The sequence below is a fragment of the Sulfuricurvum sp. genome (assembly GCF_019163035.1).
Classification (GTDB): domain Bacteria; phylum Campylobacterota; class Campylobacteria; order Campylobacterales; family Sulfurimonadaceae; genus Sulfuricurvum.
In genome coordinates this window covers 1-2,321 of the sequence record NZ_JAFLKV010000018.1, presented here as the reverse complement: position 1 = coordinate 2,321, position 2,321 = coordinate 1, and the positions used below count along the sequence as shown (strand labels likewise).

The window sequence follows — 2,321 nt, the reverse complement described above, 5'->3', positions numbered from 1 at the left end:
ATGATTATGATACGAGGATTTGACGTTAAACACGCCCCGCTCTTTATCGACGGTATCCCTATCGCCGTACCGTATGACGGATACGTTGATTTCTCCCGCTTCACGACATTTGATCTCTCCGAAATCGAAGTCTCCAAAGGTCTCGCGTCTCCGCTGCTCGGAGCCAATACCTTTGCGGGTGCGATCAATCTCGTTACCAAAAAACCGACCAAAGAGTTCGAAGGGGAAGTCGGAGCAGGATTTTTCAGCGGAAATGGACGAACTGAATACATCAATCTGGGAACCAATCAAGGGAGCTATTATATACAGGCATCCGGATCTAAAACCAAGCGCGATACCTATCCCCTCTCCGATGATTTCACCCCTGTACGCACAATCAATGAAGACGGCGGTGATCGCAACAACGCCTATGCAACCGACGACAAGCTCAATCTAAAAGTCGGATTTACCCCAAATTCAACCGACGAGTACGCCATCAACTATATCCGCCAAAATGCCGACAAAGGGGTTCCGCCGGATGAGGCGATGAACTTGTCGGGGCGCGGCTTCTGGCAATAGCGCTATTGGGACAAGCAAAGTCTCTATTTCCTCTCCAAAACCGATTTTGGTAACTGGTATCTCAAAAGCCGCGTCTTTTATGACAAATTCCAAAACTCACTCGCGATCTATACGAATAACGGCTTGTACAACACCTTTAACGGAACGGCAGGAAATCCTAGCTGGTATGATGAGTATGCCAAAGGGGCATCATTAGAGAGCGGAGTAAAGCTCACTGCTGACAATACCCTCAAAATGGCACTTCACTATAAAATCGACGACCACCAAGAAGGCGGTGCCAATCAAGCGGCGGTCTATGAGATGAAAGATACAATAAGCTCTCTCGGCATCGAAGATACCCATACCTTCTCAAAAGCTCTCTCCCTCACCATCGGAGCCAGCTATGACCGCGAAGAGATCGATACGGCGCAAAATACCCAGTACGGCAAACCCAATACCAATTATTATAATGACGGCGCAGGGGTGAGTCAAAATACGACAACCGGATACACAACAAGCCAAGAGTTTGCCCACGGAGACACCTCCTCCTTTAACCCTATGATCAAACTGGAGGGACAAATCGATGATTCCCTCTCATGGTATGGGGGTATATCAGGAAAAAGCCGTATCCCATCGATCAAAGACCGCTACTCGTTTAAATTTAATACCTTTGTCCCGAATCCTGCACTAGATGTCGAAAAAACCATCAACTACGAAGTGGGCGGAACCAAATCACTCGGAAATGCGTCGTTTAGCGGAGCCTTGTTTTACGCGGATGTGAGCGATTACATCCAAAGCGCTTATATACCGCTCTGGTACAAAAGCGGAGCAACCTACACTCAACAGCAACAACTCCAAAACGTCGGAAAAGTAACTCAAAAAGGGTTTGAACTATCCACCGTCTATGCCCCATTCGAATCGCTATCATTTGAGGGGAGCTACACCTACCTGAAAATGACCAACGAAGTCGATGAGAGCCAAAAAATCACCGACGTACCGAAAGAGAAGTTCATCGCTACCATCGCCTACACTCCGATCGAAAACCTTACATGGTTCAATACCTATGAGTATGATTCAGAGCGTTATGCCGCTACGGGAACGACCGGAACCGCTCCCAATACGAAAAATCTCTATAGTTCAACCGGATGCGTCTCGGTATGGAATACCAAAGCGACCTTGAGAGCTACCAAAGCGGTCTCATTCGATTTGGGTATCAACAATGTATTCGATCGTAACTTTTACTACAACTACGGCTATCCTGAAGCAGGACGCAGTGTCTTCGGCAATATCCGTTACAAATTTTAATCACCTTTGGGGAGTCGATCTCCCCGATATTTCAGTATAATAATAACAACTTAGGAGAGACCATGTTTTTAGAACCGATCAATTTTTCCGCCATGTACCGTGAGCACAAAGCCACCACCGATTTCAAAGGAAAAACGAGCAGTGACTGGGATGAAAAATCGGCCGATATGGCGGCATCCGTCATCAACAGCCCTTATGTGGAGGATTTCATCTCCCGTATGAACATCACGGGAGACGAAGTGGTTCTCGACATCGGGTGCGGACCGGGAACCCTCGCGATCCCGTTGGCAAAACGGGTCAAAGAGGTGATCGCTATCGACTTCTCCGCCCAAATGCTCAAAGAGCTCAAAGCCTACGCCGCGCGCGAGGGGGTTAATAATATTAAAACATATCATATCGGGTGGGAAGATGACTGGAGTATTCTTCCGCAAGCCGACATCGTCGTAGCCTCCCGCTCGATGGAAGTTCCCGATGTCGAA

2 protein-coding genes and 1 pseudogene are annotated in these 2,321 nt (G+C 47.9%); all 3 read left to right on the top strand.

What is annotated here, in order from left to right; all coding sequences use genetic code 11:
* A partial coding sequence (locus tag JZU62_RS01670; protein ID WP_295011279.1) for a TonB-dependent receptor plug domain-containing protein occupies positions 1-558 on the top strand: 558 nt, incomplete at its 5' end.
* A 48-nt stretch (positions 559-606) separates the two neighbouring features.
* A pseudogene (locus JZU62_RS01665) lies at positions 607-1,842 on the top strand (TonB-dependent receptor); the annotation flags it as partial.
* Between the two features lie 62 nt (positions 1,843-1,904).
* Positions 1,905-2,321, top strand: a 417-nt coding sequence (locus JZU62_RS01660) for a class I SAM-dependent methyltransferase (protein WP_295011277.1), incomplete at its 3' end; no start/stop codon positions are given.